The following is a 24,152-nucleotide window of genomic DNA, read 5'->3' as shown; positions in this document are numbered from 1 at the left end:
ATCGGTGGCAGGGATCACGCCGATGTAGTCCGTTGCCATTGGCCGGCAGAGCGGAACCTCCCCGTCCGCGTCTCAGGCCGGGGGGTTCCGCTCCTGCCACTGCCGGACCCACGCACGGCCGTAGTCGTTGCCGTGCGGCGTGCGCAGCACGGTGTGGATGTGGAACGGCTTCGGGGTGTCGTAGTCCAGGAAGACGCCGCAGTGGTGGTCCAGTTCCGCGATCAGCACCGGCGACTGGAGCCGGTAGTAGAAGACGTCACCGGGCTGCCAGCCCCCGATCCAGCTGAACCACGTCTCACCGAGGTGCTGCTCGACCTCGCGCAGGCGAGCGGCACGGGGGCCCTCGGGCAGCAGCCGCACGAACGACTCGGCGATCCGCAGCGCGGTCTCCTGCGCCGCGGCCGGCAGGTCGGCGACGCGGATGCCCTCGAACGGGATGACCCGGTTGTCCTGGAAGGCGCCCGCCAGGTGCCGTTCGTCGCCGGGGTGCACCCGCCCGGGTGGCATCGCCGGGTCGACCATCTGCTCGTAGACGGTGGCCGCGCGGCGCTGCTCGGGATCCAGCGCCGCCATCAGCTCGGTGCCGAGCGCTATCCGGTCGGAGAACACGTCGGCCAACCCGGCGCGCGGGCCCTCGTCGATCTCGTCCGGCTCGGCGCCGAGGAACACCGGCGAGACGACCATGCGGCCCTCGACCACCAGGCAGTTGACCGCGCAGTGGTGGCCGAACAGCTGCCAGCCCCACGGCGCCCGCAGGTCCGGCGTCCCGTAGAGGGCGACGTTGTAGCTGAACTCGTTGAGGACCGTCTCGAGGTCGACGACCTCGCCGAGGAACCCGTTGATCAGCATCATCGCGTGCGCGAGCTCGTAGCCCTCGGGGGAGAGGGAGGCGCGCATGAGGGCCAACGCCCTCTCGCGCACGACGTCGGGCTGCAGGTCCAGCCGGAGCCCGGTGTCGAACTGCATGAACTCGGGGTTGGCCCAGGTCTGCCACTCGACGGCGTCGGCGTCGAAGCAGAGCCGCTCCCGGCCCTCGTCGTCCAGGACCGCGAGCAGGTCGTGCGCGGCGGCGACCATCGCCTCGACCGGTGCCTCCTCGCCCGGGCGGGCGGGCTCGAAGGGGTACAGCCCCTCGCGGAGCGTGCCGTCCTCGGTGACGCCGCGGAACTCGGTGCGGTAGAGCGGCGTCCACCCCTCGACCAGGCCCCCGGTGAAGGTGCCGGGCGTCCGGGCGTGCTCGCGGTAGGCGTACGGGTCCATGCCCCGGACCTCGGCCAGCCGCGGGTGGTCGTGGGGGAAGAGGTACTGCCGGAACTCGCCGCTCACCGGGCGCTCCGGGCCTCGTTGCCGACGACCGTGTTGCGCAGGACGCCGAGCCGATCGATCTCCACCTCGACGACGTCGCCGGGCTGCAGCAGCCAGGGAGGCGTGCGGGCGTAGCCGACGCCCGACGGCGTGCCGGTGGCCAGCAGGTCGCCCGGGCGCAGGGTGAACGTGCGGGAGACGTGCGCCAAGGTGTCCCCGACGGTGTAGACCATCTCGTCGGTGCGCCCGTCCTGGACGGTCTCGCCGTTGACCCGCGTGCGGACCCGCAGCCCGTCGCGCAGGTCGCCGACCTCCGCGGCGGGGACCATCGGGCCGAGCGGGCCGGAGCTGTCCCCGTTCTTGCCGAGGATCCACTGGCTGGTGAGCTTCTGCGCCCGCCGCGAGGTCAGGTCGTTGAAGGTCGAGTAGCCGACGACGGCGGCCAGCGCCTCGTCCGGGGTGGCGTCGACCAGGGGGGCGCCCACGTACGCCATCACCTCCCCCTCCCAGTCCAGGCCGTCCTCGTCGGCCGGCACCGGCACCTCCGCGCCGCCGACCGTCAATGACTGCGTCCACCGGGCGAAGAGCGTCGGGTACGGCGGGATCTCCTGGTCGCGGAAGGAGCCCTCGGCGACGTGCTTGAGGTAGTTCAGCCCGATGCAGACCACTCGCGCGCCGGGCAGCACCGGCGGTACGAGCTGCACGTCGGCGACCGGCACCGTGTCCCCGCCGGCCACCCGGGAGAGGTGGCCGGGGGCGTCGGCCCAGAACTCCTCCAGGCCGGCGACGACGGTCACCTGCGTGCCGTCGCCGGACAGCGACGCCACCTCCACGGGTCCGCCGTGGCGGCGGATGCCCACGATCCTCATCGGTCCTCCTCGTCGTTGCCGGCGGCGAGGTGCTCCTGCAGCCAGCCGGTGGTCAGGTCCAGGGCGAGGGCGGCGGCGTTCGGCGCGCCCAGCCACATGTGGTCGGCGCCGTCGAGCAGGTGCAGCTCGACGTCGGCGCCCGCGCCCTGCAGGGCGGCGGCCATCCGCTCGCTCTGCACGGGCGGGACGAAGCGGTCGGCGCTGCCGTGCAGCAGCAGGAACGGCGGCGCGGCGGGGGAGACGTGGTTGACCGGGCTCGCCGCGGCCGCCAGCTGCGGCACGTTCGGTGCCGCGGCCCCCAGCAGCTGGGACTCACGCGTGCCCCCGTCCAGCGGGTCGGCGCCGGTGTCCGTGGCGACCGCGGCGACATCGCTGGGGGCGTACCAGGCGGCCACGGCCGTGACCTCGCTGGACGGGCCCGTCACGCCGACGTCTCCCTCGAGGCCCGCGTCGGTGACCAGCCCGAGCAGCTCGGCGAGGTGCCCGCCGGCCGACTCGCCCCAGGCAGCGATCCGGCCGCCGTCGACCCCGAGCTCGTCGGCCCGGGCGCGCAGCCAGCGGACGGCGGCCTTCGCGTCGTGCACCTGGGCGGGGAACGTGGCTTCGCCGGAGAGCCGGTAGTCGATGCTGGCGACGGCGATCCCGGCCAGGGCGACCCGTTCGAACGGCGTCGGCGAGGTGTTCGGGTACATCGGGCCGGCGGTGTGCCGGCTGCCCAGCCGCCAGCCGCCACCGTGCAGGAAGACGACCACCGGCGCGCGGGTCGTGCCGGCCGGCAGGTACAGGTCCAGCTCCAGCGGGCGGGCCCCGGGCAGGGCCGCGTAGGGGACGCCGAGGAGGACGCGGGTGCCGCCGGGCCCCGGGCGGGGCGGGGGCAGGGGCAGCTCGTGGGCCGCGGGTGGGAGCGGCAGGGCGGGCGGGGGCACGGCTCTCCTCACGGGACCGGGCGCGGTCCCGTGGACCGCGCCCGGTGGGGCGTCAGCGGGTTCGGGGCGGCGCGACCGGCGTCGCGTCAGGCCTCGGGCCAGGTGTAGTCCGGCATGAACTGCATGTTGTGCTGCTGCGCCGCCGCCTGCATGCGCGGGAAGTCCGGGATGAAGGGCGGCTGGTCCTTGGTGGCGTGGTCGGTGGGCGTGCCCATGTGCTGGAAGAACCGCTCGAAACCGCCGGAGAGCGTGCCCATCATCCGGGCGTCCTCGACGATCTGGTATGCGTGCGCGAAGCCGGCCGGCACGTAGCCGAAGTCCCCGGGGGCGAGCAGGGAGGACTGCTTGTGGCCCTCGGCGTCCTCGTAGAAGAGCTTCACCTTGCCCTCGATGACGTAGAACGTCTCGTGGGTCTCGTCGTGCGAGTGCGTCGGGATGACGTCGCCGGCGGGGGAGTCGGCGGTGATGATCCCGAACTGGTTCTCGGTCTCGTCGCCCGACAGGAGCACGGTGAACAGGTCGCGGAAGAGCATGGCGGTCTCGCCCTCGCCCTTGCGGAGGACGTAGGGCACCGGCTTGCCGGGGAGCTGGCCCTTCCACTGCGGGCCCGTGGACGGATCGATCAGGTACTCGAAGCTCATGGCTACTCCCGGCTGAGGTCGACGGTGACCCGACGAGCATCGGTGACCGGCGTCACCCAGACACACGCCTCTGCCATTGAGCGGAACGCTCGTCCGCCGACGCATCGCTACAAGTCGTCATGCCGCTGTCGACGGCGAACGCGCCGCCGGTCACGAACGCGGACTCGTCGCCGGCGAGGAACACGTAGACGCCCTCCAGGTCGGCGGGCGTGCCGGCGCGACGCATGGGGATCCGGCCGACGATCGCGGCGCGGGCGGCCAGGTCCTCGGCGATGGCTGACACGAATCCCGTCTCCGTGTAAGGCGGGATCGCCGTGTTAACCCGGATCCCCCTGCCGGCGTAGGCGGCGGCGACGGTGCGCCCGAGGCCGTGCATGCCCGCCTTGGACGACGCGTAGGCGAAGAAGGCACGAAGCCAGTCAGTGCATGGGTCACACCCGCCGTCGCCGGCCACCAGCCCGGTCAGAAGCGGACTGGCCCCGCCATGCTCACAGTCAGTGCAGGGATCCGGTGGCTGCTGTGCGCGCCCTTCCCGTGAGAACGGCCCGTTCGGTGTCGGTGGTGGTGACGGTCAGTTCTCCTCCGCGCGGGGACGCCTGCTCGGCGGACAGCGTGGTCCCGAGTGCGGCACGCCAGTAGGGGCCGGTCGTGCAGTGGGCTGACCCGGTCACCGGGTCCTCCGGGATCCCGTAGGCGGGGGCGAAGTAGCGCGACACGACTCCGCCGGCCCGACGCCGGGCGGTGACGATCAGGCCGCCGACCGGCAAGCGCATCACCGCCTGCAGATCGGGAGTGAGGCCGCGTACGGCGTCTTCCGACTCGAGGACGGCGAGCATGTTGCGCTCACCGGCATCGGGATGGTCGGTGACTCCCGCCCACACGGGGATCGGGCCTGCGAGGGCGGCCAGGAGCTCTGGGGACGGCGTCACCTGCGTGGCGGGGACCGCGGGGAAGTCGAGCACGATCCGGTCGTCGGCACGCGCGGCGGTGAGCTGCCCGCCTCGGGTCGTGAAGGTGACCGCCTCCTGCTGCAGGGCGCCGGACTCCCAGAGCCAGTGGGCGCTGGCCAGCGTGGCGTGCCCGCACAGCGCGACCTCGGCCACCGGGGTGAACCAGCGCAGCCGGAACGCGCCGTGCTCGCCGGGGGCGAGGAACGCGGTCTCTGCTTGTGCCAGCTCGTTCGCCACGCCTTGCATCCAGCCGGGATCGGGGAACTCGTCGAGCAGCAGCACACCGGCCGGGTTGCCCGAGAACGGGCGTTCGGTGGTGAACGCGTCGACGATGGCGAAGGCGGTGCTGTTGGGCACGGGCGGCTCCAGTCGGGTCAGGCGGGCCGGATCGGTGCTCCGAGGCGGATCTCGCCGTCGGTGAGGACGTCCACCCGCAGTCCGCCCTTGTGGATGAGTGGCCGGAGCAGGCCGGGCCCGCTGAGCCGGTCCAGGTGGACGCAGGGCTCGCACAGCCGTCGGCCCGCGCACAGCACGTGGCCGATGCGGAAGGTGGAGCCGACGAGGGCGTTGACGTCGATGCCGCGGGTGAGGACGTTGCGGCGCGTGGCGGCGAAGTCGACGGCGTGCCCAGCGGCGATGAGCTCGTCGAGGACCTCGGCGGCCATGAGGGTCAGGTCGTAGCCGGGGCGGTGGCCGGCGAGGGGGCTGAAGGTGCCTGCGCCGGCGGCGTACCGGTCACCGTCCAGTCCACGACCGGTCAGGGCGGAGGCGACCTGGAGCAGGCGCATTTCCGCCTCGGCCGCGGGTGCGACCGCCAGGCCCTCGACGGTGCCGTGCAGACCGGGCGTCGCCGTCGCTGTGCGGAGCACCGGGTCGAGGGAGGCGACGGCGTAGGCCGCGGTGATGGGCAGGTCAGCGGTGGCCCGGCCCAGCAGCGCGGGGTCCTGCGGGCTGAGCACGATGCCCGGCGGTGTACCGAAAGCCACCGTGGCGACCTCCGTGTCGGCGGCCTGCACGATCGGCAGCCACCACCCGGCCCACTGGAAGCTGGCGGGATCGGCGATGGGCACCAGACCCGAGCCATGTCCGGCCAGCCAGGACCGCCACGCACCCAGAGCCTGCTGCAGGTCGCCGGCGGGCAGCGGCACCTCGGCCACCGGCACCTCGGTGACCGAGGCCAGGCAGGCGGCCAATCCGCGGGCCAGGAGGCTGACCGACGGGGTGGTGGGGAGTTCGGTGTCGATCACGGGTGGTTCCGGGCGTCGGCGTTCGGACGGGTGGCAGGGGCTGCGGTGGCGTCGAGGGCGGCGGTGAGGTCGTCCCACAGGTCCTCGACGTGCTCGCAGCCGACGCTCAGGCGCAGCAGGCCGGCCGGGACGTGTTCCTGGCCGGGGAGCTTCGCGCGCCGTTCGATGGTGGACTCCACGCCGCCGAGGCTGGTGGCGTGCGAGATGACCCGCAGCGCGGCGCAGACGGCGTCGGCGGCGCCGGCGTCGGCCAGCTCGAAGCTGAGCACGGTGCCGAAGCCGCGCATCTGGTGGGCGGCACGATCATGATGCGGGTCCCCGGGTAGGCCCGGGTAGCGCACCCGGCCGACCGCGGGATGCGCGGAAAGCCGGCGGGCGAGCTCGCCGGCGGAGTCCTGCTCCTGGCGCAGCCGCACGGCCAGGGTGCGGGCGCCGCGCAGTGCCAGGTAGGCCTCGAGTGCGCCGGGGGTGGCCCCGGCGACCTCGCGGCGGCGGGCCACCCGCTCGTGGTCGTCCTCGCGCCCGCAGACCACGACGCCGAGCAGCAGGTCGGAGTGCCCGCCGATGGACTTCGTCGCGCTGTGCACCACGAAGTCCGCGCCGAGGGACAGCGGGTTCTGCAGCAGCGGGGTGGCGAAGGTGTTGTCCACCGCGACGAGGGCACCGGCCGCTCGCGCGGCCGTGGCGACCTCGGCGATGTCGACGACGTCGAGCAGCGGATTGCTCGGCGTCTCCAGCCACACCAGGTCGGAGTCGGCGACCGCCGCGGCGAGCGCCTCGGCGTCGGTCATGTCGACGGTGCGCACCTGCCAGCGACCGCCGGCCGCAGCACCATCGGCGAGCAGGGCGCGCAGTCCGGTGTAGCTGTCCCGGGGCGTGACCACCCGGGCGCCGACCGGCAGCGACTCGAGCACCGCGGCGATCGCGGCCATCCCGGAGGAGAAGGCGATTGCCGGGCCACCCTCGAGGTCGCCGACCAGCTCCTCGAGCGCCTCCCAGCCGGGGGTGCCGTCGTCGCGGGAGTACTCCCGGCCGGCGCCCCCGTCCGGTGCGGCGCGGAAGTTCGACGCTGGGATGATCGGGACGTTCAACGGCCGCCCGGGCTCGGAGCCCCCGCGGCCGAGGACCGCCAGCCGGGTCTCCACCCGCAGCCCCGCGTCGCTCGACCGGCGCCCCTGCACAGCCATCACCGCACCTCCTGATGCATTATGTTGCACTCTTGGAGGCAGCGTAGATGAGTGCGGCGGGGACGACGCAAGAGGAGGCGGCACAGATGACGGCCGGAGTGGTCGCAGTCAACGAGGTGATCGGACAGCGGGTTCGGCAGCACCGGACCGCCCGCGGCTGGACCCTGGATGAGCTGGCCGACCGCTCCGGGGTCAGCCGCCGCATGGTCATCACCATCGAGCACGGCGAAGGCAACCCGAGCATCGCCACCCTGCTGCGGATCAGCGACGCCCTCGGTGTCGGGCTGCCCGTCCTGGTCGACGTCGAGCGCCCGCACACCCTCACCGTGACCGCGGCCGGGCGGGCCCCGGTGCTGTGGCACGGCGACCACGGCGGGCAGGCGGTCCTGGTCGCCGGCACCCAGCCGCCCGACGTCGTCGAGCTGTGGGACTGGACGCTGCAGCCGGGCGATGCGAACACCAGCGAGGCGCACAGCGCCGGCACCCGGGAACTGCTGCTCGTCCTGGAGGGCGCTGTCGACCTGCGCGTCGGCGACCGCACCGAGCGGTTGACCGTGGGCGACTCCGCGGCCTTCGCCGGCGACGTCGCCCACGGCTACGCCACCCCCGCCGACGCCGCCGGCCCCGCCCGTTTCGCCCTCACCGTGTTCCAGCCCCACGTCACCGGGAGCCGTTCGTGACCGACCCCCAGCAGTGGCTCGCCGCCGCCACCGTCGATGACGCGGTGTTCGCGCTGCGGCCGGACTACCGGGTGGTGCTGCTGACCGCCGACGGCCTGCAGGGCGGCCCCAGCGACGAACGAAGCGAGCAGGTCCTCGCTGCCGCCGAGGCGACCGCGCGGGAGCGGCTCGACGGGCGCAAGCCCGAGGAGCTGCCGCACCTCGCCGCGTGGCGGGATGCCTACCGGGCCTTCGGCGCCAAGCCGCAGCGCACCCGGCCCAGCGTGGAGGCGCTGATGCGCCGGCTCGACCCCGGCGGCCTGCCGCGCATCGACCGGATCACCGACGTCTACAACGCCGTCTCCATAGCCTCCATGCTGCCCTTCGGTGGCGAGGACCGTGCCGCCTACGCCAGCCCGCCGCGACTCGTCCGCGCCGACGGCACCGAAGCCTTCGACACCACCGCCGGCGGCGAGGTGGTCGTCGAGCACCCGGAGGTCGGCGAGGTCGTCTGGCGCGACGACGTCGGCGTCACCTGCCGCCGCTGGAACTGGCGGCAGTGCACCCGCACCGGCATCACCACCGCCACCACCAGTGCCGTCTTCATCCTCGACGTGCTCGACCCGCTCACCGATGACGACGCACACGCCGCAGCCGACGCCCTCACCGAGGGCCTGCTCGCCCTCAGCCCGGACGCCACCTTCCACCGCCGGCTGATCACCCGCGCCGACGGAGGCGCACCGTGCTGATCCACCCCCGGGACGACGCCCACGATGGCCCGTCGCGCGCCCGGCCGGCCGACGGGTGAGCGCGATGCTGGACACCAGGCCTCGTCCCCGCTGGGGTGTCCGGTTCAGCCGGCAGGAGATGGCGCTGATCGCCGTCACCGCCGTGTGGGGCGCGACGTTCCTCGTCGTCCACCTCGCCATGCAGCATGGCGGGCCGCTGCTCTTCGTCGGCCTACGCTTCCTCGCCGCCGGCGCCATCAGCCTGGTCGTCTTCCGCCGGACGCTGACCGGGCTGACCCGGCGGGAGCTGGGTGCCGGCGCGGCGATCGGAGTGACGATCTTCCTCGGCTACGCGCTGCAGACCATCGGCCTGCAGACCATCCCCAGCAGCACCTCGGCCTTCCTCACCGCGCTCTACGTCCCGCTCGTGCCGCTGCTGCAGTGGGCGGTGTTCCGCCGCGCGCCCAGGCCCGCCGCCTGGGCTGGGGTGGCGCTCGCCTTCACCGGGCTGGTCCTGCTGGCGGACCCCGGTTCGGCGGGGCTGACGCTGAGCACCGGAGAGATCCTGACGCTGGTCAGCACCGTCGCCATCGCCGCGGAGATCGTCCTCATCGGCCTGTACGCCGGCACCGTCGACCTCGGCCGGATCACGGTCGTGCAGCTGCTCGTCGGCGGCGCCCTGTCGGTGGCGATGATGCCCGTCGTCGGCGAGGCCGTTCCGTCCTTCTCCTGGCTCTGGCTCGCCGCCGCGATCGGTCTCGGCGCCGCCAGCTGTCTCATCCAGATCACCATGAACTGGGCCCAGCGGTCGGTGTCACCGACCCGGGCCACGGTCATCTACGCCGGCGAGCCGGTGTGGGGCGGCGTCATCGGGCGCCTCGCCGGCGACCGACTGCCCGGCCTCGCCATCGTCGGCGCCGCCCTCATCGTCGCCGGCGTGCTCGTCAGCGAGCTCAAGCCCCGGACCCGTGGAGCATCGCCGCCGCGCCGAGATGACGTCGAACCGGCTTGCAGCTGACGGCCCACGAACAGGGGCGGAGGGCGTCGAACCACTTGAGCTCGCCGAGGTGGCCGAGTAGTCCGCGGCGCGCGTGTCGGAAGGCCTGGCACGGGGGCCGGCCGTCACTACGGGACCGGCCGTCCGTCGTCGGTCAGGCCTCGATCACCACCGCCCCCCGCCGGAACCACCCGCCGCGGCCGCGCCGCAGCGCGTCGGCGACCCGACGGGCGAGGTCGGCGATGTCGAATCGGCCGCCGCACGGGCAGTCGGGCGCGGTTCCGCCACCGATGGCACCGCCGAAACCGAGACCGCCGCCACCGGGTGAGCAGCGCAGCGGCCCGGGCACCTCGGCCTCAACCTGGACGCACAGCGCTGGGCAGTCCCGGTGGTGACGCCGGCAGTGAACGATCGTGCGAACCCAGTTTGTGCGGTTCCACGGCCGCTTACTTCCGCCCCCGCGGCGTTTGCGACGGCGCAGACGCCGCAGGCTAGGTGTACTGCCCGAGACGTTGGTGCACCAGCGGCGGTCAGGCGGACGGGGGTGCTCCCGGATGCCCGATCGACCGGCGGGCGCCGAGCCCGCGAGAGATCGACCTGGCCGCGGTGCGCACCGCGGGACCGAGCAGGCGGGGCTCAGCGTTCTCCTGCGGGACCACCACCGACAGTGCCGCGGCGATGCGGTCGTCGGCGTCGAAGACCGGCGCGGCCACGCTGACCAGGGCTTGCGGGGCACGCCGGCGAAGGGTGGCCAGGCCGTCCCGCCGCACCTCGGCCAGGGTTCGGCGCAGCGCAGCGGGGGAGACAGCCACGTTCTCCGGCTGGTGCATCAGCGGCTGGGCGAGCAGCGCTTCCTGGAAGCCCGGGTCGGCAAACGCGAGGAGGACCAGCCCCACCCCGGTCGACTGCAGCGGCAGCCGCCCGCCGACCCGGTAGAGGACCGGGATGGCCTGGTGGGCGGAGAGCCGTTCGACCAGCAGGGCGTCGCCGCCCTCGCGCACCGCGAGGAGCACGTGCTGTCGGGTGACCTCCTCCAGGTCACCCATGAAGGGCAGGGCCACCTGCTTGAGCCCTTGCGCCCGCGGGGCCAGCGAGGCAACTTCCCACAGCCGGACGCCGATGGTGAAGCGTCCGTCGTCACCCCGCTCCAGCGCGCCCCAGGTCAGGAGCCGCCCGGCCAGCCGGAGGGTGGAGCTGGTCGGGATGCCGCTGCGCCGGCTCAACTCCCCGAGCGTCAGCGAGCGGTGGCCCGCGTCGAAGGCCGCGAGCAGGGAGAGCGCGCGGTCGATCACCGGCTCTCCTTGCGGCGGGCGTCGACCCCGTACTCGTGGCGGCTCGGGCGACGGATCGGTCACGAGACGGTCACCTTCTGTTCACTGATGAGGCGCAGGCCACAGATGCTTTTCCATTGAGCGGCATTGTGCCTGACGTCTCACCGAGTCCCCACGCATCGTTGCCGCCAAGCCGGGCCCAGCCGGCCGGGCCGGGACCGGCCCATGCGTCTTCTCTCGTCCGGCAAAGGAGTCAGCACAGAATGAATCGATTCACCCGACGAAGCCGCACCGTGGCCTTCGCTGCCGCAGCGACCGTCTCGCTCGCCGCGTGCGGTGGTGGCTCAGGCGGCGGAGGCGGCGCTGACGGTCAGAGCGGCACCGACACCCTCACGGTCGCCATGGATGCGGACCAGGCGCCGACCGGCTACGACCCGCTGCTGTACTCGCAGGGGCAGTTCACCTTCTTCAGTGCGCTCTACGACGCCCTCTTCGAGACGGCGCCGGACGGCACGATCCTCCCGGAGCTGGTCGAGGAGTTCTCCAACAACGAGGACGACACCCAGACCACGCTGACCCTGCGGGACGGCGTCACGTTCGCCGACGGTTCCGAGCTGACCGCCGAACTCGTCAAGGCGAACCTCGACCGGCGCGACGACCCCGACCTCGAGGCGTACGGGGCGCTCGCGGACGGCGAGGCGGCCGACATCGTCGAGGTCACCGCACCGGACGAGAAGACCGTCGTCATCACCTGGGCGCAGCCGCAGGCGACACCCGAGAACCACCTTGTCGACACCGCGGGGATCATCATCGGGCCCGACGGCATCGCCGACCCCGCTTCTCTCGAGACCCAGGCGGACGGTTCCGGCGCCTACACGCTCGACGCGGACGGGACGACCCGGGCGAGCGCCTACGCGCTCGAGAAGAAGGACGACGCCTGGGACGCCGACGAGTGGGTGTACGACAGCATCGACTTCCGGATCATCACGGACCCGCAGGCCCTGGCCAACGCCGTCGTCTCCGGCCAGGCCGATGTCGCGGGCATCCTCAAGCCGACCACCATCGACATGGTGGAGTCGCAGCAGAGCCTGGCCAGCCAGGGTGGCACGATCGTCGGCTTCCCGGTGATCGACAAGACCGGGGCCCTGAACCCCGCGTTCGCGAGCGAGGCCGCGCGGCTGGCCATCCTGCACTCCATCGACCGCGAGCAGCTGGTGAACGATCTGCACCCGGGCGCTCGCCCGACCGTGCAGCTGTTCCCGGCAGAAGCTCCGGGATTCGACCCGACGCTGGACGAGGAGTTCGGCTACGCCCCCGAGCGGGCGCAGGAGTTGCTGGCGGAGGCCGGCTACCCGGACGGCTTCGAGTTCAACGTCACCGTCATGGGTCAGCCCACCGAGGACCAGGTGGCCATCCAGAGCATGCTCGCCGAGCAGGGCATCTCGATGAACTTCATCAACGCCACCTCCACCGACCAGGTCTTCGCCGCAGTCCAGACCGACCCGGTGATCTTCGGGCCGTTCACGCCCGGCGCCAACCCCGCCGGCTTCGTCGCGGGTGCGCTCTACGGCGGCTTCATAAACATGCAGGGTGCTTCGGAGCCGGAGATCGAGCAGGCGCTGGGCGCGGCGCTCGGCGCGGAAGGCGACGCTCAGGAGGAGGCGCTGACCGATCTCAACCGGGCGATCACCGAGAACGGGTGGTTCATCCCGGTGTACGAGGACTTCACCCACACCGGCTACAACGCCGATGCGGTGGCCGAGCCGGCCTACGCGGGTACGAACAACTACCTCGTGCTGTCGGCCATCAAGCCGGCTGCCTGACCCACGCCGGGGGGGGGGGGGGGGGGGGGGGGGGGGGGGGGGGGGGGGGGGGGGGGGGGGGGGCGGGGGGGGGGCGCGCGGCCCGGCCGCCCCCCCCCCCACCCCCCCCCCCCCCCCCCCCCCCCCCCCCCCCCCCCCCCCCCCCCCCCCCCCCCCCCCCCCCCCCCCCCCCCCCCCCCCCCCCCCACCTCTGCACCATCCCGGACGGGCACGTCGCCCCCACACGCCCAAGGACTCCCTGATGCTCGGCTACGTCGCCAAGAGGTTCGCCATGGCGGTCGGCACGGTGCTCGCCGCGATCCTCATCAGCTTCCTGCTGGTGCACGCCACCGACACCTCGCCTGGTGCGGTGCGCCTCGGTCCTGGCGGTACCCCCGAGCGCATCGCCGCCGAGAACGAGGCGCTGGGTTGGAACGACCCGTTGCACGTCCAGTTCTTCGACTATCTCGGCAGTCTGGTGACCGGCGACCTCGGCACGTCGCTCATCGACGGTCGCGATATCGCCGCGGACCTGACCGACCGGGTGCCGGTCACGGCGTTCATCGCATTGCTCGCCACGGTCTTCTCGGGAGTCGTCGGCGTGGTCCTCGGGGTCACGGCCGCCGTGCGAGGGGGACGCACCTCCCGGGTCATCACGACAGGAGCCGGGGTCGCGCTCTCCCTGCCCGTCTTCTGGGTCGGCATCCTGCTGGTGTATGCGCTGTCCATCCAACTGAGGTGGTTGCCGGCGACCGGCTACGTCCCCTTCGCCGCTGATGCCGCCGGCTGGTTCAAGAGCCTGCTGCTCCCGGTGATCGCACTGTCGATCGGCGGGGCCGCCATCATCGCCCGGACCGCGAGAGCCGGAATGGGCGAAGCGCTGGCCCAGGAGCACATCCGAACCCTGAGGGCCATGGGGACTCCCGAGTGGCGCGTCCGGTACGTGCACGCACTTCGCTTCGCCAGCCTGCCGGTGGTGTCTGTGCTCGGTGTCCAGTTCATCGCCCTGTTCGGCGGCTCGGTGATCATCGAGAACCTGTTCGCCCTCCCAGGCCTCGGCCAGGCCGGGCAGATCGCCGCCGCCTCCAGCGACTTCCCGGCGCTCACCGGCGTCGTCATCGTGGCCACGGTCGTGGTCGTCGTCATCAACCTGCTGCTCGACCTCGTGGTCGCGGCGCTCGACCCGAAGGTGCGTACCGCATGAGTGTGCTGCCCCTGGACGCGGCCGACGAGGTGGCGACCCAATCGGTCCCACAGGGCCCGAAGCGCCGTGGACTGCCCTATTTCCTGCGCCGCCCGGGCGGGATCTTCGGTGCCGCATGGCTCGTGTTCATGGTCGTTGCGTCGCTGACCGCTCCGCTGTGGCGGCCCTACGACCCGGCCGCGCAGGACACGGCCAACCGCTTGGCACTGCCGTCGGCCGATCACTGGCTGGGCACCGACCCGCTGGGCCGCGACCTGCTCAGCCGGATCTTCAGCGCGGGCACCGAGCCGTTGCTCGCCTCCGTGGTCTCGGTCCTCGTCGCCTTCGGGATCGGGCTGTCGATGGCGCTCGTCGCCGCCGAGCGCGGGCACCGCGTCGAGCGGGTCACCACCCGCCTGGCCGAGGTGCTCCTCGCCCTTCCCGGGACGATCATGCTGCTCGCCGTGATCGGGGTGATCGGCGTCCGGATCTACATCATCATGGCCATCCTCGGCGTGATGATCTCCGCGGCCGTCTACCGGGTCATGCTCGGCGTCGCGAAGTCGGTGCGCCAGCGCCTCTACGTCGACGCCGCGCGGGTCAACGGACTCGGCTCGCTGAAGGTCAACCTCGTCCACGTCCTGCCGTCCATGGGCACCGTCGTGGCCGTCCAGGCTGCGCAGCTCTACGGCATCGGTCTGCTCATCGTCGCCGGCCTGGCCTTCCTCGGCTTCGGCCCCGCCGAGCCGCAGCCGAGCTGGGGTTTCATGATCCAGGATGCGTCGTCGTACGTGTTCAACGCGCCGTGGCTCATGGTGCCGACCGGTTTCATCCTCGCGCTCACCGTCGTCGCGGCCAACGAGCTGGCCGACGCCATCGCCAGCAAGGGGTCGATCGCAGCGACCACGCGACGTCGCAAGCGCCCGCTGGCCAGGGCCGCTGCCGGGACCACGGGAGAACCTCGTTCTACCGATCCGCAGGCGCTGCTCGAAGTCCGTGATCTGGATGTCACCGTCGATGACGGTCCGGCGCTCGTCAGTGGGGTGTCGTTCAACCTGCGACCGGGGCGGGTCCTCGGGCTGGTCGGCGAGTCCGGCTGCGGCAAGACGATGACGGCCCGTTCGCTCATCCGTCTGCTCCCCGACGGCGTCTCGATCTCCGGCGGCTCCATCCTGTGGCAGGGGCGCAACCTGGTCGGGCTGAACGAGAAGGAACTCAACGCCATCCGCGGCCGGGAGATCGCGCTGATCTCCCAGGAGCCGATGGTCGCCCTCGATCCGATGTTCTCCGTGTCCTACCAGCTGACCCAGCCGTTGCGCCGGATCCGCGGGGTCGGCCGCGCGGAGGCCGGCCGGATCGCTGCCCAACTGCTGCAGCAGGTGGGGATCGTCGACGCCCACCGGGTGCTCGCGAGCTACCCGCACCAGTTGTCCGGCGGCATGGCGCAGCGCGTCGCCATCGCCCTGGCGCTGACCGGCGAGCCGAAGCTGCTCATCGCCGACGAACCGACCACGGCCCTCGACGTCACGGTCCAGGCGGAGATCCTGACCCTGTTGCGTCAGCTCGTCCGTGACCGCGGCCTGTCCGTCGTCCTCGTCAGCCACGACCTCGGCGTCGTCGCCGACATCTGCGACGACGTCGCGGTCATGTACGCGGGCACCGTCGTCGAGTCGGGGGACGTGGCGAGCGTCCTCGACAGCCCGGCACATCCATACACGATGGCGCTGCTCGGCGCCAACCCGCACGTGTCGGAGGGCGAACCGGTGCCCGAGCGGCTGGCGTCCATCCCCGGCACCGTGCCCTCCCCGGGGAGCTGGCCGACCGGCTGCCGGTTCGCCGGCCGCTGCCACTTCGCACGGGACAAGTGCACCGAGCCCTTCTCGTCGCTCCCCGCCCACGGCGACGGGTCCGTCCTGTGCATCCGAGCCGATGAACTCGCCCATGCCTCCGTCACCTGGGCGCCCGAACACGCCGGAGACGAGGTCGTCCCCGGCACGAGGCAGGCCGCCACGCCGGCCGGTGCGACCGCTGCCCGGAACGGGCAGACGATTCCGACTGCTGGAGCGTCCCGATGACCGCACCCGCCGATACGCCGTCCGCCGCCCCCGCCCCTGCGTCGGCCCCGGCGCTGGAGGTCCGCGATCTCGTCGTCCGCTACGGCCGGGGACGCAAGGCTCGGCAGGCGCCACCGGCGGTGGACCGCGTGAGCCTGGACATCGCACCTGGCGAGACCCTTGGTCTGGTCGGGGAGTCCGGCTCGGGCAAGTCCACCATCGGCAAGGCGGTCCTCGGCCTGGAGCCTCCGACCGAGGGGAGCGTAAGGCTGCACGGGCAGGACATCACCGAGATGCCGCTCAAGCAGCGCAGTCGGCTGGCTGCGGACCTGCGAGTGGTCTTCCAGGATCCGTACTCGTCGCTGAACCCCACCCGCACCGTCGGCCAGACGCTGGTCGAGCCGCTGCGGCTCATGGGTGTGCGCCATCAGGAGGCGCTCCAGAAGGCCCGGAAAGGCTTGGAGTCTGTCGGTCTGCCCGGCGACGCGGTCGACCGCTACCCCGCACAGTTCTCCGGTGGGCAACGGCAGCGGATCGCCATCGCCCGCGCGCTGGTCTGCGACCCGAAGGTCCTCGTCCTCGACGAGCCGGTGAGCGCGCTGGACCTGTCCACCCAGGCGCAGGTCCTCAACCTCCTGGCCGACCTGCGCGACCGGCACGGGCTGTCGTTCCTGTTCATCGCCCATGACCTCGGCGTGGTCCGATTCCTCTCCCAGCGGGTGGTGGTGCTCTACCGGGGGCAGATCATGGAGATGGGCCCGGCCGAGGCCGTCCAGGAGCGCTCACGGCACCCTTACACCGTGGCCCTCAACTCGGCCGCCCCGGTGCCGCGCCCGGCCGAGCAGGCCGCCCGCCGGGCGGCCCGCGAGGCCCTCGGCATCGGGGTGGCCGGCTCAGCGGCTCCGGCCGCGACCGGCTGCCCCTTCGTGCCGCGTTGCCCGTTGGCCACGGAGATCTGCGTCGCGCAGCGTCCGCCGCTGCGGCAGGTGGACCAGACCGTCACCGCCTGCCATCACGCCGAGCGCGTCCCCGGACTGTGACGGCTCCGGTGGAGGGCCGTGCCGCGAGCGTGCGAGTAGCCGAGGACGCCGGGGTCCTTGCGCACACGAGCTCCGCGTCTGCGCCGCACGGCCTGCGCGTCGAGCATCTGGACGAGGCGCTCGGTCTGCGGAGCACCGCGCCCCGGCTGTCATGGCGGCTGCCCGAGGGCGCTCGCGAGCAGCGCGCCTACCGGATCACCACCGACAGCGGGTGGGACACCGGCTGGGTGGGGGGCGACCGAGGCCTCCTGGTGCCTTACGCCGGGCCGCCGCTCTGCTCCGGCCAGCGGGTGGAGTGGCGGGTGCGGGTGGGCACCGACCTCGGTGAGAGCCCGTGGTCCGAGCCGGCGTCCTTCGAGACCGGCCTGCTCTGGGCGGAGGACTGGCAGGCGTCCTGGGTGGAGCCCGGCCGGATGCCCAGCGGCCCGAAGGGGTCGCGGCCGGCCGCCCTGCTCCGGTTCGAGTTCGACGCCGACCGGCCGGTGACCGCCGCCCGGCTGCACGCCACCGCGCAGGGCCTCTACGAGGCGTTCCTCAACGGGCGGCGGGTGGGGGACGCCGAGCTCACCCCGGGTTACACGCAGTACGACGCGCGGCTGCAGGTGCAGACCTACGACGTCACCCCATCGGTCTCGGTCGGTCGCAACGCGCTGGGGATCGTCCTCGCTGACGGGTGGTTCCGGGGGCAGGTCGGCCTGACGCGGGCGGCCGACCAGTGGGGGAGCGGGCTCGCGCTGCTGGTCCAGCTGCACCTCACGTACGACGACGGCTCGACCGCGGTGGTGGGCTCGGGTCCGGGGTGGCGCAGCGCGCTCGGCCACGTCGTCGCCGCGGACCTGATCGAGGGGGAGCGCTGGGACCTGCGTCGGCTGCCGCGCGGCTGGGAAGCCCCCGGCTTCGACGACACCGGCTGGGACGACGTCGCCGTCGTCGAGCACGGTTACGCGGGCCTCGTCGACTCGCCGGCCCCGCCGGTGCGGCGGGTCGAGGAGCTGGTCCCGCGCTCGGTGACGAGGCTGGCGAGCGGTGCCCACGTGATCGACCTCGGCCAGAACATCAACGGGTGGGTCCGGCTCACCGACCTCGGCCCGGCCGGCACGAACCTCACGCTGACCCACGGGGAGTGGCTCGCGCCCGACGGCGACGTCACGGTCGCGAACCTCGAGCCCGACATGCCGTTCCTGCCGCACCGGCTCTCCGCCGGGCAGGTCGATTCCGTGGTGTCCGCGGGCGCCCCCGGCGACGTCTTCGAGCCACGCCGGACCACGCACGGGTTCCGGTACGTGCGCATCGAGGGCCATCCCGGTGACCTGACCGTGGACGACGTCCGCGGGGTGGTGGTGCACACCGATCTGCGCCGCACCGGCTGGTTCTCCTGCAGCGACGAGCGGGTGGACCGCCTGCACGAGGCGGCGCTGTGGAGCTTCCGCGGCAACGCCTGCGACATCCCGACCGATTGCCCACACCGCGAGCGGCACGGCTGGACCGGTGACTGGCAGCTGTTCGTGCCGACGGCCGCCTTCCTGTACGACGTGGCCGGGTTCTCGACCAAGTGGCTCCGGGACGTCGTCGTCGACCAGTGGCCCGACGGCACGATCGCGAACGTCAGCCCGAGCCCACGGCACGAGGGCAGGGACGGGCCGATCGGGCACCTGAACGGCTCGTCCGGCTGGGGCGATGCCGCGGTGATCGTCCCGTGGGAGATTTACCGGGCCTACGGCGACGAACAGCTGCTCGACGAGCTGTGGCCGACGATGGTGCGGTGGCTGGACCGCACCGAGCGCCTGGCGCGGGAGGGGCGCCACCCGTCCCGCGTCGAGCGCAATCCCGATCCCGCGCCGCACGAGCGCCACCTCTGGGACACCGGCTTCCACTGGGGCGAGTGGCTCGAGCCCGGCGAGAACCTCGGAACGGGCAACGACGAGTTCCGGACGGCCGACAAGGGGCATGTCGCCACCGCATACTTCGCCTACAGCGCCCGGCTCGCGGCCCGGATCGCCGAGGTCCTCGGCCGGCACGACGACGCAGCCCGCTACGCGGAGCTCAGCGAGCTGGCCCGGCAGGCGTGGCAGGCGGAGTACGTCGACGCCGAGGGCCGGCTCACCCCCGACACGCAGGCGACCCACGTGCGGGCGCTGGCCTTCGATCTCGTCCCGGCCGAGCTACGGCCGGCGGTCGCCGAGCGGCTGGTCGAGCTGATCCGCAAGGCCGACACCCACCTGGGTACCGGCTTCCTCGCCACGCCGTACCTGCTTCCCGTGCTGGCCGACGCAGGGCACGTCGACGTCGCCTACGAGCTGCTGCTGCAGGACACCGAGCCGTCGTGGCTGACGATGATCGACCGGGGCGGCACCACGGTGTGGGAGAGCTGGGGCGGCGTGGACGACGACGGCGTGCCGCACGACTCGCTCAACCACTACTCCAAGGGCGCGGTCGTCTCGTTCCTCCACCGGTACACCGCGGGCCTGCAGCTGATCGATCCCGCCTACCGCCGGTTCCGCGTCCGTCCGCGCCCCGGCGGCGGCCTGACCTCGGCCGAGGCGGCGCACGAGTCCCCGTACGGCCGGATCGAGTCCGCCTGGCGGATCGACGGCGGTGCGTTCGATCTCCGGGTGGTCGTCCCCGCCGGGACGGAGGCCGAAGTGGTCCTGCCCGACGGCACCACGACGACCGCCGGCCCCGGCGAGCACCGGTTCACCAGCCCCTTGGACGGAGAGGACACCGAACGATGACGTCCGAGGTCGAGGCGTTCGAGTGGGCGGGGCCCGCCCGGTTCCTGCCGCCGCCTCCGGCGACCCGGCGGGACGACGGCGTCCGGGTCTTCTCCGGCGTCACCTACGCCTGCCCGGCCGGCTACCGGCCGCTGCAGCTGGACGTCTGGGTCCCCCCGGGGGAGGAGCCGGCTCCGCTCGTCGTCTGGATCCACGGCGGCGCCTGGATGATGGGCGACCGCCGCTACCTGCCGGAGACGCTGCGGCCGGACTCGCTGTTCGAGGCGTTCGTCGCCGCGGGGCTGGCGATCGCCACGATCGACTACCGGTTCTCCCTCGAGGCGCCCTTCCCGGCCCAGCTGCACGACGCGAAGGCCGCCGTCCGGTACCTGCGGGCGCACGCCGGGGAACTCGGCGTCGATGTCACCCGGATCGGGGTCGCCGGCGAGTCGGCCGGCGGTCACCTCGCCGCGCTCGTCGCCCTGACCGGGCACCGCGCCGACCTGGAGGGCGACCTCGGGGTCGTCGGGCCGTCCAGCGGCGTCGACGTCGCCGTCGACTGGTACGGCGTCTCCGATCTGTCGACCATGCCGGGGGTGACCCCGCCGCCGCACATCGCGGCGAAGCTGCCCGAGGTGATGCGGGTGCCGGCGGAGGAACACCTCCTCGCCGGCCTCGACGAAGCCACGACGGCCGACGCCAGCCCGGTGACCCACGTGACCGCAGGCGCGCCGCCGTTCCTGCTGATCCACGGCACCGCCGACTGGCTGGTGCCGTTCAACCAGAGCCAGCAGCTCGCGGACGCCATGAGCGCTGCCGGTGTGGACGTCCGGCTGGTCCCGGTCGAGGGCGCCGAGCACATCTTCACCGGCTGCGACGACATCGACGCCGTCGTGCAGCTGTCCGTCCACTACCTGAGGGAGGCGCTCGGATGAGCGACCTGACCGTCCTACCCGTCTCGATCGAGCACCACCGGGAGCCGTTCGGCATCGGGGAGACGACGCCGCGGCTGTCCTGGGTCACGCGCACCGACCTGCCCGGCTGGCGCCAGGCCGCCTACGAGCTGGAGATCGCGCCGGAGGACGGCGAGGTCTGGTCGTCGGGCCGCGTCGCGTCGGCCGAGTCGGTCCTCGTCCCGTGGGAGGCTCCGCCGCTCGTGAGCCGGGAACGCCGGTCCGTGCGCGTGCGGGTCTGGACGGAGGGCGCCGCCGAGCCGTCGGCGTGGAGCGAGGACGTCCTCGTCGAGGCAGGTCTCCTGGAACCCGCGGACTGGACCGCCGAGCTGGTCCAGCCGGTCCTGCCCCGCGACGTGGAGGAGCCGGTCGCCCTCCTGCGGCGCGAGTTCGTCCTCGAGAAGCCGGTCGTCCGCGCCCGGCTGTACGCCACCGCGCAGGGCGTCTACGAGGCCGAGCTCAATGGAGCGGCGGTCTCGGACGTGGTGCTGGCGCCGGGGTGGACGAGCTACCGGCACCGGCTGCGCTACCAGACCTACGACGTCACGGGCCTGCTGCGCGAGGGCACCAACGCCCTCGGCGTGCAGCTGGCCGAGGGCTGGTTCACCGGCTACGTGGGCTTCACCGGCAAGCGCGAGTGGTACGGCGACCGCACCGGCGCCTTCCTGCAGCTGGAGGTGGAGCACCCCGACGGCACGCGGACCGTGCTGGTCACCGACAGCTCGTGGCGTTCGGCCGGCGGGCCTACGGTCGGCTCCGGTCTCTACAACGGCGAGACCTACGACGCCCGCCGGGAGCTGCCCGGCTGGTCGGCGCCGGGCTTCGACGACGCGACGTGGACCCCGGTCGAGGTCGGCGACCTGGACGTCACCACGCTGGTGGCTCCCACAGGTCCGCCCGTACGGCGGACGCAGACCCTTCCCGTCCAGGCCATCACCACGTCCCCGACGGGGAAGACGCTGGTCGACTTCGGGCAGAACCTCGTGGGGCGGATCCGCTTCTCCCTGCCCGACGGCCCCGCCGGCACCGAGATCACCGTCCGGCACGCCGAGGTGCTGGAACACGGCGAGCTGGGCACGCGCCCGCTCAAGGCCGCGCGCGCCACCGACGTCGTCGTGCTCGACGGTGCGGGGCCGCGGACCTGGGAGCCACGGTTCACCTTCCACGGGTTCCGCTACGCGGAGGTCTCGGGCTGGCCGGGTGAGCTGCGCCCGGCGGATCTCGAGGCCGTCGTCCTGCACACCGACCTGCGCCGCACCGGCACGTTCACGTGTTCCGACCCCGACGTCGAGCGGCTGCACGAGAACGTCGTCTGGGGCATGCGGGGCAACTTCGTCGACATCCCCACCGACTGCCCGCAGCGCGACGAGCGGCTGGGCTGGACCGGCGACCTGCAGGTCTTCGCCCCGACGGCGTCGTTCCTGTACGACACCGCCGGCATGCTGCGCTCCTGGTTGGCCGACCTCGCGGTCGAGCAGCTGGAGGACCACGGCGGCGTCGTACCGATGTACGTGCCGTTCCTGCCGCTGCTGCCCTTCCCGCAGAACCCGGAGACCGGGTGGGGCGACGCCGCCGTCGTCGTCCCGTGGGTGCTCTACCAGCGCTCCGGGGACCGGCAGCTGCTCGCCGACCAGTGGGAGTCGATGGTCGCCTGGATCGACGCCTTCGCCGGTCGCGCCGGTGCCCACCTGGACTTCCCGGAGGGGGGCTTCTCCTTCGGTGACTGGCTGGACACCGCGGCGCCGCCGGACAACCCGGCCGCCGCGCGCACGCCGTGGCAGTGCGTGGCCACTGCGTACCTGGCACGCTCGGCCCGGACCGTGGCGCAGGCGGCCGAGGTGCTGGGTCACGACGGGAGCCGCTTCGCCGAGCTCGCCGACCGGGCCGCGGTCCGCTTCCGCGCCGAGTACGTGTCGCCGAACGGCCGCCTCGCCTTCCCGTCCCAGACCGCCTACGCGCTGGCGCTGGAGTTCGATCTGCTGGAGCCCGGGCAGCGTGAGCATGCCGGCCGGCTGCTCGCCGAGCAGGTGCTGAAGGACGGGTTCCACATCGCCAGCGGTTTTCTCGGCACGCCCCTAGTCACCCACGCACTTACCCACGCCGGGGAGCTGTCCACCGCCTACGAGTTGCTCCTGCAGCGCGAGAACCCGTCGTGGCTGTACGCGGTGACGATGGGGGCGACGACGATCTGGGAACGCTGGGACTCCATGCTCCCGGACGGGACCATCAACCCCGGCGAGATGACGTCGTTCAACCACTACGCGTTCGGTGCGGTCGCCGACTGGCTGCACCGGACCGTGGCCGGGCTGGCCCCGGCGGCGCCCGGGTACCGGCGGCTCAGGGTGGCCCCCCGTCCGGGGCCGGGGCTCACGTCGGCCGGCGCGACGCACGAGACGCCGTACGGGACGGCGGAGGTCTCCTGGACGCTGACCGGTGGGACGCGGTTCGCCCTGGAGGTCACGGTGCCGCCCAGCACGACGGCGGAGATCCGGTTGCCCGACGGCAGCGCTCCGGTGGAGGTCGGCTCCGGCCGGCACACCTTCGCCGCCGAGATCACCGAACCGACGCCGGTCGAGAAGCCGGCGCTCTTCTTCAACCCGGAGGACCACCAGTGACCACCACGGAGTCGCACGGCGCCGCTGCGGCGCAGGACGCGCCTGCCTTCACCCTGCCCACCTGCTTCCCGCCCACCCACGGGGTGCCGGGGCCCGACGGCCGGACGACCTACCGGAGCGAGACCTTCGCCCTGGTCGACGGCTACCGGAACCTGCTCCTCGACGTCGTCGTGCCCGCGGCGGAGCAGCCCGTCCCTGTCGTCGTGTTCATCCACGGGGGCGCGTTCCGCATGGGGGCGGCCGAAGAGGTCTGGTCCCCGTCCTTCGTCCCGATGCGCGAGAAGATCCTGGCCGCGGGGATGGCCTTCGCCTCGATCACCTACCGCTTCAGCGCCGAGGCGCCGTTCCCGGCGCAGCTCCTCGACGTCCGGGCCGGCGTCCGGTACGTGCGGCACTTCGCCGCGCAGCTCGGGATCGATGGCGACCGCGTGGCCCTGTGGGGCGGCTCGGCAGGTGCCCACCTGGCCCTCCTCCTGGCGTTCACGCACGACCGGAGCGACTTCGGCCCGCGCGTCGGGGTGGAGGGCCCCGACCTCCCGGTGGCAGCGGTCGTGGACTTCTTCGGCGTCACGGACGTGCTGGCGCTGCAGGAGGACGACACGACCGGCGGGCGCGCGGACCACGAGAGCGCCGACTCCCCGGTCGGTCAGCTCATCGGTGGGGCCCTGCGCGAGCACGAGGACCGGGCTCGCGCCGTCAGCCCGATCACCTATGTGCGCCCGGACGCGCCGCCGGTGCTGGCCTTTCACGGCACGCAGGACGGAGCCGTCGGCCCGGGCCAGAGCCGGCGCCTCGTGGCGGCCCTCCAGCAGGTGGGTGCGTCGGCCGAGCTCGTGGAGGTGGACGGCGCCGACCACGGGTTCGTCACCATCGACGTGGAGCCGATCCTCGACCGGTCCGTGGGCTTCCTCCGGAAGCACCTGTCCTGAACCCCACGTCGCCGGCTCCTCCGGCCCACCGCCGCCGAGCCGGGCGGCGGCGGTGGGCCGACCCCTCCGTCGACATGAAGACGAC

The 24,152-nt window shown here is 73.1% G+C and carries 21 protein-coding genes; 11 read left to right on the top strand and 10 right to left on the bottom strand.

The window, feature by feature from the left end; translation table 11 throughout:
- Positions 1-72 precede the first annotated feature (72 nt).
- The 8 genes from ACI79Q_RS01110 to ACI79Q_RS01075 all read right to left on the bottom strand — a co-directional run bounded on the left by ACI79Q_RS01110 (position 73) and on the right by ACI79Q_RS01075 (position 7,125).
- Positions 73-1,326 carry a DUF3500 domain-containing protein gene (locus ACI79Q_RS01110; protein ID WP_456600204.1) on the bottom strand — a complete coding sequence of 418 codons (1,254 nt, stop codon included), beginning with the start codon at positions 1,324-1,326 and terminating at the stop codon, positions 73-75.
- On the bottom strand, positions 1,323-2,174 hold the full coding sequence (locus tag ACI79Q_RS01105; protein ID WP_456600205.1) for a fumarylacetoacetate hydrolase family protein: 852 nt from the start codon (positions 2,172-2,174) through the stop codon (positions 1,323-1,325). The genes ACI79Q_RS01110 and ACI79Q_RS01105 overlap by 4 nt, the downstream gene beginning before the upstream one ends.
- Entirely contained in the window at positions 2,171-3,100 is a 930-nt protein-coding gene (locus tag ACI79Q_RS01100) for an alpha/beta hydrolase fold domain-containing protein (protein WP_456588255.1), read from the bottom strand. The genes ACI79Q_RS01105 and ACI79Q_RS01100 overlap by 4 nt, the downstream gene beginning before the upstream one ends.
- An 86-nt stretch (positions 3,101-3,186) precedes the next feature.
- A complete protein-coding gene (locus ACI79Q_RS01095) occupies positions 3,187-3,741 on the bottom strand; it encodes a quercetin 2,3-dioxygenase (RefSeq protein WP_456613962.1) in 555 nt (184 codons plus the stop codon).
- Between the two features lie 52 nt (positions 3,742-3,793).
- On the bottom strand, positions 3,794-4,195 hold the full coding sequence (locus tag ACI79Q_RS01090) for an SDR family NAD(P)-dependent oxidoreductase (protein WP_456613961.1): 402 nt from the start codon (positions 4,193-4,195) through the stop codon (positions 3,794-3,796).
- A gap of 40 nt (positions 4,196-4,235) precedes the next feature.
- On the bottom strand, positions 4,236-5,048 hold the full coding sequence (locus ACI79Q_RS01085) for a PhzF family phenazine biosynthesis protein (protein ID WP_456613960.1): 813 nt from the start codon (positions 5,046-5,048) through the stop codon (positions 4,236-4,238).
- A gap of 17 nt (positions 5,049-5,065) precedes the next feature.
- Complete coding sequence (locus ACI79Q_RS01080; RefSeq protein ID WP_456588251.1) at positions 5,066-5,938, bottom strand: MOSC domain-containing protein; 873 nt, start codon at positions 5,936-5,938, stop codon at positions 5,066-5,068.
- Positions 5,935-7,125: a trans-sulfuration enzyme family protein gene (locus ACI79Q_RS01075; RefSeq protein WP_456588250.1), complete on the bottom strand. Its 1,191-nt coding sequence runs from the start codon at positions 7,123-7,125 to the stop codon at positions 5,935-5,937. The genes ACI79Q_RS01080 and ACI79Q_RS01075 overlap by 4 nt, the downstream gene beginning before the upstream one ends.
- Before the next feature lie 86 nt (positions 7,126-7,211).
- On the opposite strand from ACI79Q_RS01075, the gene ACI79Q_RS01070 reads away from it, so the two are divergent.
- From ACI79Q_RS01070 to ACI79Q_RS01060, 3 genes are all read left to right on the top strand, one after another.
- Positions 7,212-7,805 (top strand): helix-turn-helix domain-containing protein, encoded by a 594-nt coding sequence (locus ACI79Q_RS01070; protein WP_456613959.1) that lies wholly within the window; start codon positions 7,212-7,214, stop codon positions 7,803-7,805.
- Positions 7,802-8,533 (top strand): B3/B4 domain-containing protein, encoded by a 732-nt coding sequence (locus ACI79Q_RS01065; protein WP_456613958.1) that lies wholly within the window; start codon positions 7,802-7,804, stop codon positions 8,531-8,533. Before ACI79Q_RS01070 ends, ACI79Q_RS01065 begins: the two co-directional genes overlap by 4 nt.
- A gap of 64 nt (positions 8,534-8,597) precedes the next feature.
- Positions 8,598-9,530, top strand: a complete 933-nt coding sequence (locus ACI79Q_RS01060; protein WP_456613957.1) for a DMT family transporter — start codon at positions 8,598-8,600, stop codon at positions 9,528-9,530.
- Between the two features lie 133 nt (positions 9,531-9,663).
- Here ACI79Q_RS01060 and ACI79Q_RS01055 read toward each other — a convergent pair whose 3' ends face one another.
- Together ACI79Q_RS01055 and ACI79Q_RS01050 are read right to left on the bottom strand one after the other, a co-directional pair.
- A complete protein-coding gene (locus tag ACI79Q_RS01055) occupies positions 9,664-9,858 on the bottom strand; it encodes a hypothetical protein (protein ID WP_456600210.1) in 195 nt (64 codons plus the stop codon).
- Between the two features lie 181 nt (positions 9,859-10,039).
- The gene (locus ACI79Q_RS01050; RefSeq protein WP_456588245.1) at positions 10,040-10,801 is read right to left on the bottom strand and encodes an IclR family transcriptional regulator; all 762 of its coding nucleotides are present in this window, start codon (positions 10,799-10,801) and stop codon (positions 10,040-10,042) included.
- Positions 10,802-11,181: 380 nt separating this feature from the next.
- On the opposite strand from ACI79Q_RS01050, the gene ACI79Q_RS01045 reads away from it, so the two are divergent.
- From ACI79Q_RS01045 to ACI79Q_RS01010, 8 genes are all read left to right on the top strand, one after another.
- Positions 11,182-12,603: an ABC transporter substrate-binding protein gene (locus ACI79Q_RS01045; protein ID WP_456613956.1), complete on the top strand. Its 1,422-nt coding sequence runs from the start codon at positions 11,182-11,184 to the stop codon at positions 12,601-12,603.
- 241 nt (positions 12,604-12,844) lie between these two features.
- A complete protein-coding gene (locus ACI79Q_RS01040) occupies positions 12,845-13,786 on the top strand; it encodes an ABC transporter permease (RefSeq protein WP_456599219.1) in 942 nt (313 codons plus the stop codon).
- Positions 13,783-15,840, top strand: a complete 2,058-nt coding sequence (locus ACI79Q_RS01035) for a dipeptide/oligopeptide/nickel ABC transporter permease/ATP-binding protein (RefSeq protein WP_456588017.1) — start codon at positions 13,783-13,785, stop codon at positions 15,838-15,840. Before ACI79Q_RS01040 ends, ACI79Q_RS01035 begins: the two co-directional genes overlap by 4 nt.
- A complete protein-coding gene (locus tag ACI79Q_RS01030; protein ID WP_456588016.1) occupies positions 15,837-16,859 on the top strand; it encodes an oligopeptide/dipeptide ABC transporter ATP-binding protein in 1,023 nt (340 codons plus the stop codon). Before ACI79Q_RS01035 ends, ACI79Q_RS01030 begins: the two co-directional genes overlap by 4 nt.
- A gap of 29 nt (positions 16,860-16,888) precedes the next feature.
- Positions 16,889-19,591: a family 78 glycoside hydrolase catalytic domain gene (locus tag ACI79Q_RS01025; RefSeq protein WP_456613955.1), complete on the top strand. Its 2,703-nt coding sequence runs from the start codon at positions 16,889-16,891 to the stop codon at positions 19,589-19,591.
- On the top strand, positions 19,588-20,505 hold the full coding sequence (locus tag ACI79Q_RS01020; protein ID WP_456613954.1) for an alpha/beta hydrolase fold domain-containing protein: 918 nt from the start codon (positions 19,588-19,590) through the stop codon (positions 20,503-20,505). Before ACI79Q_RS01025 ends, ACI79Q_RS01020 begins: the two co-directional genes overlap by 4 nt.
- Positions 20,502-23,138, top strand: coding sequence for a glycoside hydrolase family 78 protein (locus ACI79Q_RS01015; protein WP_456613953.1), 2,637 nt, complete (start codon positions 20,502-20,504; stop codon positions 23,136-23,138). Before ACI79Q_RS01020 ends, ACI79Q_RS01015 begins: the two co-directional genes overlap by 4 nt.
- Positions 23,135-24,067 carry an alpha/beta hydrolase fold domain-containing protein gene (locus tag ACI79Q_RS01010; protein WP_456588012.1) on the top strand — a complete coding sequence of 311 codons (933 nt, stop codon included), beginning with the start codon at positions 23,135-23,137 and terminating at the stop codon, positions 24,065-24,067. Before ACI79Q_RS01015 ends, ACI79Q_RS01010 begins: the two co-directional genes overlap by 4 nt.
- Positions 24,068-24,152: the final 85 nt, after the last annotated feature.

The organism is Blastococcus sp. SYSU DS0828, assembly GCF_054050975.1.
This window is presented reverse-complemented; position numbering and strand designations above follow the sequence as displayed.

Bases quoted from the DNA above. Each gene is read 5' to 3' on its own strand.
- ACI79Q_RS01095 (WP_456613962.1), bottom strand. From the start codon at position 3,741: ATGAGCTTCGAGTACCTGATCGATCCGTCCACGGGCCCGCAGTGGAAG.
- ACI79Q_RS01040 (WP_456599219.1), top strand. From the start codon at position 12,845: ATGCTCGGCTACGTCGCCAAGAGGTTCGCCATGGCGGTCGGCACGGTG.
- ACI79Q_RS01015 (WP_456613953.1), top strand. From the start codon at position 20,502: ATGAGCGACCTGACCGTCCTACCCGTCTCGATCGAGCACCACCGGGAG.
- ACI79Q_RS01030 (WP_456588016.1), top strand. From the start codon at position 15,837: ATGACCGCACCCGCCGATACGCCGTCCGCCGCCCCCGCCCCTGCGTCG.
- ACI79Q_RS01045 (WP_456613956.1), top strand. From the start codon at position 11,182: ATGGATGCGGACCAGGCGCCGACCGGCTACGACCCGCTGCTGTACTCG.
- ACI79Q_RS01035 (WP_456588017.1), top strand. From the start codon at position 13,783: ATGAGTGTGCTGCCCCTGGACGCGGCCGACGAGGTGGCGACCCAATCG.
- ACI79Q_RS01105 (WP_456600205.1), bottom strand. From the start codon at position 2,174: ATGAGGATCGTGGGCATCCGCCGCCACGGCGGACCCGTGGAGGTGGCG.
- ACI79Q_RS01075 (WP_456588250.1), bottom strand. From the start codon at position 7,125: ATGGCTGTGCAGGGGCGCCGGTCGAGCGACGCGGGGCTGCGGGTGGAG.
- ACI79Q_RS01020 (WP_456613954.1), top strand. From the start codon at position 19,588: ATGACGTCCGAGGTCGAGGCGTTCGAGTGGGCGGGGCCCGCCCGGTTC.
- ACI79Q_RS01060 (WP_456613957.1), top strand. From the start codon at position 8,598: ATGCTGGACACCAGGCCTCGTCCCCGCTGGGGTGTCCGGTTCAGCCGG.
- ACI79Q_RS01070 (WP_456613959.1), top strand. From the start codon at position 7,212: ATGACGGCCGGAGTGGTCGCAGTCAACGAGGTGATCGGACAGCGGGTT.